Origin of the sequence: Streptomyces sp. NBC_00727 (assembly GCF_045161745.1) — a bacterium.
In the GTDB taxonomy this organism is placed as follows: Bacteria; Actinomycetota; Actinomycetes; order Streptomycetales; family Streptomycetaceae; genus Streptomyces.
In genome coordinates, this window is sequence record NZ_CP108981.1 from 3,739,582 (window position 1) to 3,752,369 (window position 12,788).

10 protein-coding genes, 2 tRNA genes and 1 other RNA gene are annotated in these 12,788 nt (G+C 72.4%); 8 read left to right on the top strand and 5 right to left on the bottom strand.

Going from position 1 to position 12,788, the window contains the following annotated elements:
* Window positions 1–66: 66 nt before the first annotated feature.
* From OG242_RS16675 to OG242_RS16685, 3 genes are all read right to left on the bottom strand, one after another.
* Window positions 67–972, bottom strand: coding sequence for a phosphorothioated DNA-binding restriction endonuclease (locus OG242_RS16675; protein ID WP_405898924.1), 906 nt, complete (start codon window positions 970–972; stop codon window positions 67–69).
* A gap of 94 nt (window positions 973–1,066) precedes the next feature.
* Window positions 1,067–2,110: a helicase-associated domain-containing protein gene (locus tag OG242_RS16680; RefSeq protein WP_405901632.1), complete on the bottom strand. Its 1,044-nt coding sequence runs from the start codon at window positions 2,108–2,110 to the stop codon at window positions 1,067–1,069.
* Window positions 2,007–2,480 carry a hypothetical protein gene (locus OG242_RS16685; protein WP_405898925.1) on the bottom strand — a complete coding sequence of 158 codons (474 nt, stop codon included), beginning with the start codon at window positions 2,478–2,480 and terminating at the stop codon, window positions 2,007–2,009. Before OG242_RS16685 ends, OG242_RS16680 begins: the two co-directional genes overlap by 104 nt.
* Window positions 2,481–3,210: 730 nt before the next feature.
* On the opposite strand from OG242_RS16685, the gene OG242_RS16690 reads away from it, so the two are divergent.
* Both OG242_RS16690 and OG242_RS16695 read left to right on the top strand, forming a co-directional pair.
* Window positions 3,211–3,537, top strand: a complete 327-nt coding sequence (locus OG242_RS16690) for a hypothetical protein (protein WP_405898926.1) — start codon at window positions 3,211–3,213, stop codon at window positions 3,535–3,537.
* Window positions 3,538–3,566: 29 nt separating this feature from the next.
* Window positions 3,567–4,019 (top strand): hypothetical protein, encoded by a 453-nt coding sequence (locus OG242_RS16695; RefSeq protein ID WP_405898927.1) that lies wholly within the window; start codon window positions 3,567–3,569, stop codon window positions 4,017–4,019.
* Between the two features lie 81 nt (window positions 4,020–4,100).
* On the opposite strand, the gene OG242_RS16700 is transcribed toward OG242_RS16695, so the two are convergent.
* Window positions 4,101–4,188: transfer RNA gene (locus OG242_RS16700), tRNA-Ser, on the bottom strand.
* Window positions 4,189–4,320: 132 nt separating this feature from the next.
* Between OG242_RS16700 and ffs the strand changes: the two genes are divergently transcribed.
* The 6 genes from ffs (at window position 4,321) to OG242_RS16730 (ending at window position 12,603) form a co-directional block, all read left to right on the top strand.
* An RNA gene (gene ffs, locus OG242_RS16705) (signal recognition particle sRNA small type) lies at window positions 4,321–4,417 on the top strand.
* Window positions 4,418–4,489: 72 nt separating this feature from the next.
* A complete protein-coding gene (locus tag OG242_RS16710) occupies window positions 4,490–6,679 on the top strand; it encodes a DNA polymerase III subunit gamma and tau (protein ID WP_405898928.1) in 2,190 nt (729 codons plus the stop codon).
* Window positions 6,680–6,761: 82 nt separating this feature from the next.
* Entirely contained in the window at window positions 6,762–8,030 is a 1,269-nt protein-coding gene (purD, locus tag OG242_RS16715) for a phosphoribosylamine--glycine ligase (protein ID WP_405898929.1), read from the top strand.
* A 241-nt stretch (window positions 8,031–8,271) separates the two neighbouring features.
* On the top strand, window positions 8,272–9,927 hold the full coding sequence (locus OG242_RS16720) for a hypothetical protein (RefSeq protein ID WP_405898930.1): 1,656 nt from the start codon (window positions 8,272–8,274) through the stop codon (window positions 9,925–9,927).
* 195 nt (window positions 9,928–10,122) lie between these two features.
* Entirely contained in the window at window positions 10,123–11,586 is a 1,464-nt protein-coding gene (locus tag OG242_RS16725) for a N,N-dimethylformamidase beta subunit family domain-containing protein (RefSeq protein WP_405898931.1), read from the top strand.
* A 105-nt stretch (window positions 11,587–11,691) separates the two neighbouring features.
* A complete protein-coding gene (locus OG242_RS16730; protein WP_405898932.1) occupies window positions 11,692–12,603 on the top strand; it encodes a phosphoribosylaminoimidazolesuccinocarboxamide synthase in 912 nt (303 codons plus the stop codon).
* A 100-nt stretch (window positions 12,604–12,703) separates the two neighbouring features.
* Here the strand turns inward: OG242_RS16730 and OG242_RS16735 are convergent.
* A tRNA-Gly gene (locus OG242_RS16735) sits at window positions 12,704–12,776 on the bottom strand.
* Window positions 12,777–12,788: the final 12 nt, after the last annotated feature.

The window sequence follows — 12,788 nt, forward strand, 5'->3', positions numbered from 1 at the left end:
CAAGAGACCATACTCTTGGTATCGCGCTCCTTACCAGTGCAATTCTCGTGGCCGCCAGGTCGGCGGTCAGGCGGTCGTGGCGGGACGTGGGCTGCCGTAGAAAACCTGGCTGGTGTGCCAGGAACGGTGGGCGGGGGCGATGGGGCGGACGCCCGGCTGGGGGCCGATGAGCGGACGGCCGGCGAGCGTGATGACGTGCTCGCGGGCGGCGGTGCTGTGGCCGATGAAGCTCTGCGAGACCAGGATGCGGTGGCCCTTGCCATGGCCTTCGCCGAGACCGAGTACGCCTTTGTCGAACAGCTTGTGGTGCAGCGAGCACAGGCACAGCCCGTTCTCGACGTCGTCCGGTCCGTCGAACGCCCACCAGCGCACATGGGCGGCCTCAAGCCCGACCGGCACCGCGCCGATCCTGCCGTCGTACCCGCAGAAGGCGCACTGGTACTCGTACGCCGTCAGGACCATCTCCCGCATCCGCCGGTCCCGCTGCCTGCGCGCGGCCGAGAGCAGTGCGGTCTCGGCCTCCTCCAGCTCCAGGCCGACGGCTTCGCACAGCTCGCCGTGGAGGGAGGGCGGGAAGTTCAGATCGAGCAGCACCCGTGTCATCCGGCCGAGAAGAGACGGCTCCCGCCGCAGCGCCGCCCTCAGCTCCGGCGTCAGCCGCCCAGCGGCGCCGGTTGCGCGCAGTTCCCTGACCCCGGTCCCGGGGCTGCCCGGCCCGCGCTCGGTGCGCACCTCCCACACGCCGTCACCCACCAAGTGATGGAAGGGATAGGCGGGTGTCGTCCGGTTACCAGGACCGTATTCGGCGAGCAGTCCCCGCAGGTCCTCCTCCACGGCGCTGTACCGCAGCTCGTCATCGGCGTCCTGCTGGAACCGGCTGAGCGCGTACAGGAACAGCAACGGCTTGTGCGGAGCCCGCGTCCCGCTCCTCGTCCACTGCCTCAACTGTGCGGTGCGCTCGACCCAGTCCATGGTCGGCGATCGTAGTGGCGGCTCGTCGCAGCGCTTGGTCGTGGGGCATCGCCGCAGTGGCCGGCCGAACACCGAGCCACGACGCGGATCCCGGCTACCCGGGCATGACGCCGTGGATGCGGGAGAGGGTGAAGACCCGTTCGTCGTCGCGCAGGTGGCACCACGCATACAAGTAGGGCGGGTCGAGCACGAGCTCGCTGAGGATACGTACGGTCCGGTTGCCCGACGCGGCGACGTACTCGACCGTGATGGCTGTGCCGGCGTCGACGGCATGGGCGAGCTGGCGGACATCGCTGTACGCCAGGTCCTTCGCGCGTCCGGCGACGATCTCCTCGGTGTCCGTGCCGTAGGGGACTCCGGTGCCGAACGGGTCGGGAGCCGGAAGTATCGGCGGGGCGGCCCGCAGCCTGGCGGCCAGCGTGCTCAGGTCGACTGTCACCGGAGTCACCGTCGGCACGGAACGCCGCCGCTGGCCTGGGAGCTGGGGAGGGGGCGGGACCGGTGCGGCGGCACGTCGGCGCCGGGTCTTTTCGACGCGTACGGTTCCGTCGGCCCTCTCGGCAACGGGGGCGAAGCCGGCGGCCCGGAGCGTGGCGAAGGTCTTGTCGAGTGGGGTCCGGCTGACCAGCACGGTCGGTGCCAGCAGGCGCAGGCCGAGGGCGGCGAGCTTTCTGTGCGTGACGAGCTCGGCGAGGAGAGCGGGTTCTTCGCTGTGGATCACACAGGCAGCGGGGGTGATGCGCACACGGCCGTGAGTGCGTGCGGAGTCGTTGATCAGGTACGACAGAGACTGGGGGAGGGCGCCGACCGCGACGGCGCTCAGGTCTGCCGCGATGGCATCCGCCGTGCGGCCCGTGTCCAGGGCACGGCGAACGGTTCTGGGGCTGAACCGCCACACCGATGCCGTGCCACCGACTTCCTTGTCAGCGACGGTGTCCAGTAGTGCGGCGAGGCGGGCGGACGGTGTGCCGGTGACGACGGCGGTGAGGTCCGCGCCGAAACGGGCTGCCCTGGTGGCCGTCGGCAGCAGCCGCTCACAGGCGGCGGACAGCGCTTCGGCGTCGTCGGTCCGCAGAGCGGCACCGATGGGGGACAGGGCGCCGCGGGCGACGACCCCGAGCAGTTCCGCTTCCTGGATCGCTGTGGTGTTCCAGCAGGGCAGTCAGCCGATGCTTCTTGGTGGTGCCGGGCGACGGGATGCTCAGGGCCACCAGCATGCAGCGCAGTTCCTCGGAGGTCGTGTCCGCCAGGAGCCCGGTGAGCGGAGCGTCCAGCCCCAGCGGCGAGTCCCACGCCTGCCACAACGGCGCCGCCATGCGCAGCAGCCCTGCGCCGTCCGGCCAGACGAGTGCGCGGTCGGCCAGCGCCTCCAAGGCCGCGTCCAGCCCGCGAGTGCTCTCCGTTCCGGTCGCATCCAGCAGATCGGCCAGGGCGGCACATGGAACGGGCCCCAATGCCGCCAGTGTCTCGGCTACCTGCAGGTGTGGCAGCGCGAGTCCGGTCAGCACCGGGGCCACCGACGCGGGGCGCTGAAGGCGGTCAGCGAGTTCGCCGAACGATCGTGGTTCCGGCGGGGACACGGCATCCGGGCGAGCTGCGAGGACCCGCTCAAGCCAGTCGACTTCCAGATCACTCAGCCACGCGGCCGGAGTTGATCCACTGGGCTTGCCGATGGGGACACCTCACAAAGACGAGTGCCGGTGGTCTCCGACCGGAATCGGTCCTGCACAGACCCAGAATGGCGGATCGCGGGGGACGCCTGCGTCCTGAGTCGGCAGAAACCCGCTTCTGAGTGAAGGCGATGTCCTGTGACTCGACCCGGCGACGGCAAGTCGGCGGCATGGATGTCTCTTATGTCGCAGATGAATGAGGCCAGAACTGAGACCATCAACGTCGAAGGCCCCCGCAGCAAGCTGCGGGGGCCTTCGACGTATTGCCCGGTGAGAGCAATGGCGGAGGTTACGAGATTCGAACTCGTGAGGGGTTGCCCCCAACACGCTTTCCAGGTCTTCGTCCGGATGTCCGGAGACGGTCAGGTGCGTAATGACCTGTGACGGTTCAGGAGGCCGCCGCACATTCGGATGGCGTCGTACAGGGGTGAATGAGACCGGAACTGAGACCACGAGTCTTGTCGGGCAGGGTTCGGGTGGTCGTGGTCGAGTCAGGGCGGCTTGGCTTGGCGGCCGCGCGCAGGCGGAATGCTTGGCGGAGTCGTAATACGCGTCATACACTGCTGGTATGCCGAAGACGAGAATCAGCATCAGCCTGGACAGTGAGCATGCCGAGCGTATCCGGACCCACGCGGAGCGGGCTGGAATGGATGTGTCCGCTTACCTCGTCAACGCTGCGACCCGGCAGATGGCCGAGGCGGAAGCGGCGGAGGCCCAGTTCGCCCGACTTGACGCGGTGATCGCGGCAGCTGAGGCGGAGGCTGCCGCACTGGCGCCGCTGCCTGAAGTCGCCGACGACGAGCTCACGGAGCAGGAGCGGCAGGAGGTGCAGGAGGCCATGGGGCTCATCTATGGTGCCGAGCGTCCTGCTTTCCGACCCGGTAACGCGGCGTGACTGCCCGGGTGCCGGTCTACGACACCGGCATGCTGATCGCGCTCGCGGACCGCAAGGCGAAGGCGGTGCGCCTGCATGCCGGTCTTCGGGAGACACCGCATCGGGCGCTCGTGCTCGGACCGGTACTCGCGCAAGTCTGGCGGCCCAGTCCCGCCACGGTGCATGCCCTGGCCGGGGTGATGAAGGACTGCACGGTGCCTCAGGCTCGTAGTTCGGCCCTAGCCATGCGCTCTACCAGCGTGGGGCAGACGGCATGCATCATGTGCGCCACCGGTCCGGACATCACCGAATGGCAACGCATCGGAAGCGCACTCGGTTCGGCAGAGTTGCCCCCGAAGAGGCGGCCGGACGCTGTGGACGCCCTAGTGGCTCTTACGGCCGCCCGACACGGCAGTGCCGTCGTCTTTACCAGTGATCCGGCGGACCTCGACGCCTATCTGAAGGCACTGGATGCCCAGGACGTGCACGTGGTGCAGATCTGAGCGCCGGTCAGCAGTTGGTCAACGTCGAAGGCCCCCGCAGCGAGCTGCGGGGGCCTTCAACGTATTGCCCGGTGAGAGCAATGGCGGAGGATACGAGATTCGAACTCGTGAGGGGTTGCCCCCAACACGCTTTCCAAGCGTGCGCCCTAGGCCACTAGGCGAATCCTCCGCGGCAAACAATACAAGACGTTGAGCAGTGCTCGCGAACCCGTTCCCCGGGGAGGGGGTCCGGGGGTGTCGGAGGGGGTTCGGGGAGGTGGGGGAGGTGGACTTGTGGGGGTGGGGATCGGTTAAGGTGGGCGTCAGCCCCTCACGTGGCGCTATCTGACTGAACTCCCCCAGGGCCGGAAGGCAGCAAGGGTAGGTCGGCTCTGGCGGGTGCGTGGGGGGCCCTTGCGTTTCCGGGGGTCCGGGGTGGTGCCGGTCACGGGCGGGGCCGGTTGTCAGTCCGCCCCGATAACCTCGTAGGTGTGTCGTCCCTTGCGCTGTACCGCCGCTACCGCCCCGAGTCGTTCGCCGAGGTCATCGGTCAGGAGCATGTCACTGACCCGCTCCAGCAGGCCCTGCGGAACAACCGGGTCAATCACGCGTACCTGTTCAGCGGCCCGCGTGGCTGCGGCAAGACGACGAGTGCGCGCATCCTGGCCCGCTGTCTGAACTGCGAGCAGGGGCCCACGCCCACGCCCTGCGGGGAGTGCCAGTCCTGCCAGGACCTGGCGCGCAACGGGCCGGGATCGATCGATGTGATCGAGATCGACGCCGCTTCGCACGGTGGCGTGGACGACGCCCGTGACCTGCGGGAGAAGGCGTTCTTCGGGCCGGCGTCCAGTCGTTACAAGATCTACATCATCGACGAGGCGCACATGGTGACGTCGGCGGGGTTCAACGCCCTGCTGAAGGTGGTGGAGGAGCCGCCGGAGCACCTGAAGTTCATCTTCGCGACCACGGAGCCCGAGAAGGTCATCGGGACCATCCGCTCGCGTACGCACCACTACCCGTTCCGGCTCGTCCCGCCGGGGACGCTGCGCGACTACCTCGCCGAGGTGTGCGGCCGGGAGAAGAGCCACGTCGACGACGGCGTCCTGCCGCTCGTCGTGCGGGCCGGTGCCGGTTCCGTGCGTGACTCGATGTCCGTCATGGACCAGCTGCTCGCCGGCGCGGCCGACGAGGGTGTGACGTACGCCATGGCGACGGCGCTGCTCGGTTATACGGACGGCTCGCTGCTCGACTCGATCGTGGACGCCTTCGCGGCGGGCGACGGGGCGGCGGCCTTCGAGGTCGTGGACCGGGTCATCGAGGGCGGCAACGACCCGCGCCGCTTCGTCGCCGATCTGCTGGAGCGGCTGCGCGACCTGGTGATCCTGGCCGCCGTGCCGGACGCCGGCGAGAAGGGGTTGATCGACGCGCCCGCCGACGTCGTCGAGCGGATGCAGGCCCAGGCGTCCGTGTTCGGGGCCGCCGAGCTGAGCCGCGCGGCCGACCTGGTCAACGAGGGGCTCACGGAGATGCGCGGCGCGACCTCGCCGCGCCTCCAGGTCGAGCTGATCTGCGCCCGGGTCCTGCTGCCCGCCGCCTTCGACGACGAGCGCTCCCTCCAGGCCCGACTGGACCGGCTGGAGCGCGGCGCTTCCTTCGCGACCACCGGCCCCGGCCCCGCCATGGGGTACGTCCCCGGCCCCGAGGCCCTCGCCCACGCCCCGGTGCCCCCCGCCCCGCAGCCCGACGCCGGGCCCGCCGCAGCGCGCGCCGCGGTCCGGGGGGACGCGCCCGCGCCACAGGCCCCCGCCCCGGCCGCCCCGCAGACACCGCCCCCCGCCCCCGTACCGGCACCGCAGCCCCCGGAGGGACCCGCCGCCGGGCAGCAGCGGCCTGGCGCCTGGCCCGCCGCCGCGCCGTCCGCGCCGTCCGCGCCGTCCGCTCCCGACCAGGGGCGCCGCCCCGGTGGCTGGCCCACCGCCGCCGCGCCCGGCCGAGGACCGGCGCCGGCCCCGGCTCCGGCTGCGGCCCCTGCCTCCCAGGGCGCGCCCGCCTCCGCCCCCCAACCCGCTCCGGGCATGGCGCAGGGCGCCGGCCAGGTGCGCACCATGTGGCCCGACATCCTGGAGGCGGTGAAGAACCGCCGACGTTTCACGTGGATCCTTCTCAGCCAGAACGCCCAGGTCACCGGGTTCGACGGCAGCACCCTGCAGATCGGCTTCCTCAACGCCGGTGCGCGGGACAACTTCGCGAGCAGTGGCAGCGAGGACGTGCTGAAGCAGGCGCTGGCCGAGCAGTTCAACGCCCAGTGGAAGATCGAGGCGATCGTCGACCCGTCGGGCGGCGCCGGACAGCCCCCGCAGCCGCCGGCGGGCGGTGGCCAGCGCCCGTACACCCCGCCGCCCGCCCCGCAGCGCCCCGCGGCCCCCGCGCCGCAGGCGTACGAGCCGCGCCCCGCCGCGCCCGCACCGGCCCCCGCCCCGCAGCAGCCGAGCGGCGACGGGTCCCCGGCCGGGCCCCCGCCCGCTCAGCAGGCGGCCCCCGAGCCGCCCATGCCGGTCGCGCCCGAGGACGACATCCCGGAGGCCGACGACCCGGACCTCGTCGACTCCGCGCTCTCCGGCCACGAGCTGATCGTCCGCGAGCTGGGCGCCACGGTGGTCGAGGAGTTCACGAACGAGTAGGCGCGCCTGTGCGTGACGCCGCCCCTGTCCACGGATCGGCGCCCGTCGAGGCCGCCGCGCCCCGGCGGCTAGGCTGCACCCCGTGAAGGTCCTCGTCATCGGCGGCGGCGCCCGCGAACACGCCCTGTGCCGCTCTCTGTCCCTCGACCCCGACGTCACCGCTCTGTACTGCGCCCCCGGCAACGCCGGCATCGCAGAGGTGGCCGAACTGCACCCCGTCGACGCCCTCGACGGCGACGCCGTCGCGCGGCTCGCCACCGAGCTGGGCGCCGGGCTGGTGGTCGTCGGCCCGGAGGCGCCGCTCGTCGCCGGGGTCGCCGACGCGGTGCGTGCCGCCGGCATCCCGTGCTTCGGCCCGTCCGGCGAGGCCGCCCTGCTGGAGGGCTCGAAGGCGTTCGCCAAGGACGTCATGGCCGGGGCGGGCGTACCGACCGCCCGCAGCTACGTGTGCACGACGCCCGCCGAGATCGACACCGCGCTCGACGCGTTCGGCGCCCCGTACGTGGTCAAGGACGACGGCCTGGCCGCCGGCAAGGGCGTCGTCGTCACCGATGAGGTCGAGGTGGCCCGCGCGCACGCGCTGGCCTGCGACCGGGTGGTCATCGAGGAGTTCCTCGACGGCCCCGAGGTGAGCCTCTTCGCGATCACCGACGGCACCACCGTGCTGCCGCTGCAGCCCGCCCAGGACTTCAAGCGCGCCCTCGACGGCGACGAGGGCCCGAACACCGGCGGCATGGGCGCGTACTCGCCGCTGCCGTGGGCCGACCCCAAGCTGGTCGACGAGGTCATGCAGTCGGTGCTCCAGCCGACCGTCGACGAGCTGCGCCGCCGCGGCACCCCGTTCTCGGGGCTGCTGTACGCGGGCCTCGCGATCACCTCGCGCGGTGTACGGGTCATCGAGTTCAACGCCCGGTTCGGCGACCCGGAGACCCAGGTGGTCCTGGCTCGCCTGCGGACGCCGCTGGCCGGTGTACTGCTCGGGTCCGCCGACGGGACCCTGGACCAGCTGCCGCCGCTGAAGTGGCGCGACGACGCCGCCGTCACGGTGGTCATCGCCTCGCACAACTACCCGGGCACCCCGCGTACGGGTGACCCGATCGAGGGGCTCGACGAGGTCGCGGCGCAGGACGCCCCGCACGCGTACGTGCTGCACGCCGGCACCCGGCTCGAGGGCGACGCGGTCGTCAGCGCGGGCGGCCGCGTGCTCTCCGTGACAGCGACGGCCGAGGACCTCGCGGGCGCCCGCGAGCGCGCCTACGCGGCGGCGGCCAGGATCCGGCTGGCGGGCTCCCAGCTCCGTACGGACATCGCGAAGAAGGCCGCGGAGGACGCGGCGGCGGCGCGGGCCTGAGCCGGTACAGGCGGCGGGGCGGGCCCGTACCCCGCCTGCCCCCTGGCCCTCAACACCTTTGCCCAAAGCCATTCCATCGAGTGACTGCTGAGCCATCCGGATGACGCCCGCCGCACCCCCAACTAGGGTGCGGCGCAAGCGTTCCGGCACTTGGCCCACCGGCATTGCGATGTCAGTGGCGGGTGCCACAGTGGGGGAGTGAGCAACACCGCCGTGGGGGCAGAGGGGGTGAGGTCCAGCCGTGTCCGGTACCGGTACGGGTGAGGAGCCGGGTGCGCGCGCTGCGCGGGCCCGGGCGCTCGTCCTGCTGCGCATCCGCGGCAGGGCGACGGCGGTCGCGCTGCTGCCCGCCGCGCTGGCCGTGGTGCTGTTCGCCGCGGGCGCGCAGGGCTTCGCCGACGGCGGCGGCTGGGACACGGCGCGCTGGGCCGTGGCCGCCTGCGCGGTCGTGGTCCTGCTGACCGCGGCGGCCGTCGCCGTCGCGGTGGCGCGGGCGAAGCCTGCGGTCAGCCCGACCGTCCCGCTCAGCGAGGCGGCGGCCCCCGGCCTCTACCGCCTGGTCCGCGAGCTGGCGGACCGGCTGGAGGTGCCCGCGCCCTCGGCCATAGCGCTCACGCCCGACTGCGACAGCTGGCTGGAGGACCGCAGGCACCCGGCGTCCGGCGGCCCCGCCCGCCGGACCGAGGCGGCCCCCGTGCTGGTCATCGGCTCCCCGTTCCTGTGGTGGATGAGGGTCGCCGAGCTGCGTGCCCTGCTCGCCCCGGTCGTCGCGGGCACCAGCGCATCCGCCCAGCCCGACATAGCCGCCGCCCGGCGCTTCGTGCGGGGACTCGACGGGGCCGTCGCCGACGGTTCCGCGCCCGCCAAGGGGCCGGTGCGCAGGGCGCTGCGGCTGCCGCGCGCCTTCGTGGGCAGGATCGCCCGGATACTGCTGCGCAGCTGTCGCGGGCATGCCGCGGAGATGGAGCGGGGGGTCGCCGCCGCCGCGTCGACGCGCGCCCAGGCAGTGGACTACGGGCTGCGGATCGTCGCCCAGGAGCAGGTCGGCCTCGCCTACGCCGGCTGGGACCGGCTGCTCACCCGGGTCGCGCTGCCCGCCTGGCGGATGGGCCGCTGGCCCTCGCAGCTGGACGCGGGCGTCGTCTCCGCGCTCACCGAGCTCTCCCGTCGCGACCGGCTGGCCGAGGGGTACGCCTCCCGGCTGGGGGAGCGGCCCGCCTGCGACCTCCTGGAGGAGCCGGGAGCGGCCGACGAGGCGGCGTCCCTGCTGGCGGCGCGGCTCTTTCACGGCGGGCCCGCCGAGACGGGGCCCGACTGGGCCCCGGTGGACTGGCAGCAGTATCCGGACGAGGTGGTCGACCGGAAGTGGCGCTCGGAGGCGGCCCGGCTGCACCGCGTCCTCGACGCCATGGGGGTCCCGCCCGCCGCGGCCGTCGACGGGGTGCCCACCCTGGCCCGCGTCGTCGAGCACCTGGAGGCGGGGGCGGGCGGCGGCGAGGAGCTGGCGGCCGGCATCGGCGCGGCCGTGGCCCGCGAGGAGGCCGAGGCGCAGGGGGCAGGCGCCACGGGAGCGGCCACCTCCGCCCCCGGCGACGACCTCCTCGCCCTGTGGGGCCCCGACCCGCTCCCGCTCTTCCCGCTCCAGCCGCCCTGTACGGGCACCGAACTGCTCGCCGACCACGTCGCGGCGATGGTCTGCTGCGCCGCCGTGGACACGGCGGGTGCGGCGCCCGGCCTCGACTGGCTGGACGGGCCCACGCTGCTGGTCGACGGCGAGCGCCGCGCGGACCTCGGCAGCCCGGTCCTCAGTCTGATCGAGGACGGCGACGCGGGGCCGCTGCGGTCCTGGCTCGCCTCGGTCGGCGTACGCACCGACAAGCCCGTCCGCCTCGTCTGAAACAGGCCCCCGCCGACGGAGAGACGAGGCGGACGGGATGGCCGAGAACAACCGCACAACCGGAGCGGCAGGTTCCGTTCTCGTCAATTCACGACGAACGGTGACGGAGTGCGTGCGTTATGTGATGTGCTGGGGAACGGCGCTGACTGTCGGCGCGCCACTGTTGATCCGGGGGCCTGAGGGAGGGGGAGCGAGATGGGGGCGGAACAGATCCGTCGGTGGGAATCGGGTGCCCTGGCGCATGCCGTGACCGATCCTTTCGGCCAGGGACCGCTGCCCTGGCTGCGCGGCAGCGAGAACTACTTCGACGACACCGGCCAGGTCGTGCCCTGGTACGCGGACCCCACTCTGTCCCGCGTCTCCACGGACGGCGGCACGCGCACCGCGGACGACGTGCGCCGGCAGATCAAGGGCTTCACCTCCACCGGCGCCGCGGCCCCCGGTGAGGCGATCGACTTCCACATCACGGTGGATCCGCCCCAGCAGTTCTCCGTGGACGTCTACCGGATCGGCCACTACGGGGGCGACGGCGCCTCCAAGATCACCACGAGCCCCCGGCTGTCCGGCATCGTCCAGCCGGGCCCCCTCACCGCCGACCGCACGGTCTCCTGCCACCACTGGTGGCTGTCCTGGCGGCTGCAGATCCCGTCCTACTGGTCGATCGGCGCGTACGTCGCCGTGCTCACCACGCTCGACGGCTACCGCTCCCACATCCCGTTCACCGTCCGCGACGACCACCCGGCCGACCTGCTGCTCGTGCTCCCGGACGTGACCTGGCAGGCGTACAACCTCTACCCGGAGGACGGCCGGACCGGGGCCAGTCTCTACCACGCCTGGGACGAGGAGGGCCGGCTGCTCGGCGAGGAGGACGCGGCGGTCACCGTCTCCTTCGACCGCCCCTACGCCGGCGCGGGCCTCCCGCTGCACGTGGGGCACGCGTACGACTTCATCCGCTGGGCCGAGCGCTATGGCTACGACCTCGCCTACGCCGACACCCGCGACCTGCACGCGGGCCGGGTCGACCCCACGCGCTACCGGGGCCTGGTCTTCCCGGGCCACGACGAGTACTGGTCGGTGCCCATGCGCCGCACCGCCGAGCGCGCCCGCGACCACGGCACCTCGCTGGTCTACCTCTCCGCCAACACCATGTACTGGCAGGTCAGCCTCGGGCCCTCGGCGTCCGGGGTGCCGGACCGGCTGCTCACCTGCCGCAAGCGCCGCGGCCCCGGCAAGCCCGCGCTCTGGCGCGAGATCGACCGCCCCGAGCAGCAGCTTCTCGGCATCCAGTACGCGGGCCGGGTCCCCGAACCCCACCCGCTGGTCGTGCGGAACGCGGAGCACTGGCTGTGGGACGCGACGGGCGCCGGCGAGGGCGACGAGATCGAGGGCCTGGTGGCGGGTGAGGCCGACCGCTACTTCCCGCGCACCACGCTGCCCGAACACGACAACCGCATCCTGCTCGCCCACTCCCCGTACCAGGACGGCGAAGGCGTGATGCGGCACCAGGAGACCTCGCTGTACCGGGCCCCGTCCGGCGCGCTCGTCTTCGCCTCGGGCACCTTCGCCTGGTCCCCGGCCCTGGACCGCCCCGGCCATGTGGACCCCCGCATCCAGAAGGCCACCGCCAACCTCCTCGACCGGATCTGCAAGCGCGCCTGAACCACGGGCGCCCCCGGGCCACCCGGTCGGCACCCCTCCGCAGCCGGACGTTCCCTGATACGGGACAATCGGAACGGTTCCTGGAACAACCTACGCGGAGGCAGCGTGTCCGGATTTGTAGAAAAGCCCGAGCCCGTGCAGGTACCGGGACTCACCCACCTGCACACCGGCAAGGTCCGCGACCTGTACCGGAACGAGGCCGGTGACCTCGTCATGGTCGCCAGCGACCGGCTGTCCGCGTACGACTGGGTGCTGCCGACCGAGATCCCGGACAAGGGCCGCGTCCTGACCCGCCTCTCGATGTGGTGGTTCGACCAGCTCGCCGACCTCGTGCCGAACCACGTCCTGTCGACCGAGGTGCCCGCCGGGGCCCCCGACGACTGGGAGGGCCGCACGATGATCTGCAAGTCGCTGCGGATGATCCCGGTCGAGTGCGTCGCCCGCGGCTACCTGGCGGGCTCCGGCCTCGCCGAGTACAACGCCTCGCGCAATGTCTGCGGCATCGGGCTCCCCGACGGCCTCGTCGACGGCTCCGAGCTGCCGGGCGCGATCTTCACCCCCGCCACCAAGGCCGCCGTCGGTGACCACGACGAGAACGTGAGCTACGAGGAGGTGGCCCGCCAGGTCGGCACGGAGACCGCCGTCGCGCTGCGCCGCACCACGCTCGATGTCTACGGCCGTGCGCGCGACATCGCCCGCGAGCGCGGGATCATCCTGGCGGACACCAAGTTCGAGTTCGGCTTCGCGCCCACCGCCGACGGCGGCGAGGAACTGATCATCGCCGACGAGGTGCTGACCCCGGACTCCTCCCGCTTCTGGCCGGCCGACACCTGGGAGCCGGGCCACGCCCAGCCGTCCTACGACAAGCAGTTCGTCCGCGACTGGCTGACGTCCCCGGCCTCCGGCTGGGACCGCAGGAGCGAGCAGCCGCCGCCGGCGCTGCCCCAGGAGATCGTGGACGCCACCCGCGCCAAGTACATCGAGGCGTACGAACTCCTCACCGGAACGCGCTGGTAGCAGAGGGCGTCCCGCCGGTCATGGCCGGCGGGACACCCCTCAGCCACCGCACACACGAAGAATCCCCCGGCCGAAAGGCCGGGGGATTCTTGTTCACCGGAGCGGACGACCAGGTTCGAACTGGCGACCTCAACCTTGGCAAGGTTGCGCTCTACCAACTGAGCTACGTCCGCAAGCGCCGAAGC

Excerpts from the sequence above, each read along its gene's own strand:
- OG242_RS16675 (WP_405898924.1), bottom strand. The coding sequence starts at position 972 with ATGGACTGGGTCGAGCGCACCGCACAGTTGAGGCAGTGGACGAGGAGC.
- OG242_RS16690 (WP_405898926.1), top strand. The coding sequence starts at position 3,211 with ATGCCGAAGACGAGAATCAGCATCAGCCTGGACAGTGAGCATGCCGAG.
- OG242_RS16695 (WP_405898927.1), top strand. The coding sequence starts at position 3,567 with ATGCTGATCGCGCTCGCGGACCGCAAGGCGAAGGCGGTGCGCCTGCAT.
- OG242_RS16725 (WP_405898931.1), top strand. The coding sequence starts at position 10,123 with ATGGGGGCGGAACAGATCCGTCGGTGGGAATCGGGTGCCCTGGCGCAT.